Origin of the sequence: Robertmurraya korlensis (genome assembly GCF_023715225.1) — a bacterium.
Classification (GTDB): domain Bacteria; phylum Bacillota; class Bacilli; order Bacillales; family Cytobacillaceae; genus Robertmurraya_A.
Genome location: NZ_JAMBNS010000165.1, coordinates 1 through 356, shown reverse-complemented (window position 1 = coordinate 356; position 356 = coordinate 1). Strand labels below are relative to the sequence as shown.

Annotated in this window: 1 rRNA gene; it reads right to left on the bottom strand. The window is 41.3% G+C overall.

Annotated elements, in window-relative coordinates:
* Positions 1–89, bottom strand: a 23S ribosomal RNA gene (locus M3175_RS24690); the annotation flags it as partial.
* Between the last annotated feature and the right edge of the window lie 267 nt (positions 90–356).

Sequence of the window (356 nt, the reverse complement as noted above, 5' to 3'; positions counted from 1 at the left end):
ACAGCTCCCCGAAGCATATCGGTGTTAGTCCCGTCCTTCATCGGCTCCTAGTGCCAAGGCATCCACCGTGCGCCCTTTCTAACTTAACCTATCGAAAAAATATAAGCTTCACATCTCTTCGTCATCTTCGCTCGTCAACATCCTCACGTACCTTAAGTACGCTCCGGTGTCTCCTCACACGATTCCTCGACCTGTTCGCTTCTCTTTTTTCTTGGTTCTCTATATTAATATAGAGAGAAAACTAAAATGGCGATTACTCGGTATTTCTTTTTTGCCTTCTTCATATTACATTATCTAGTTTTCAAAGAACGATTATCATAGAGAGATTGCTCTCTCAAAACTAAACAAATCATATC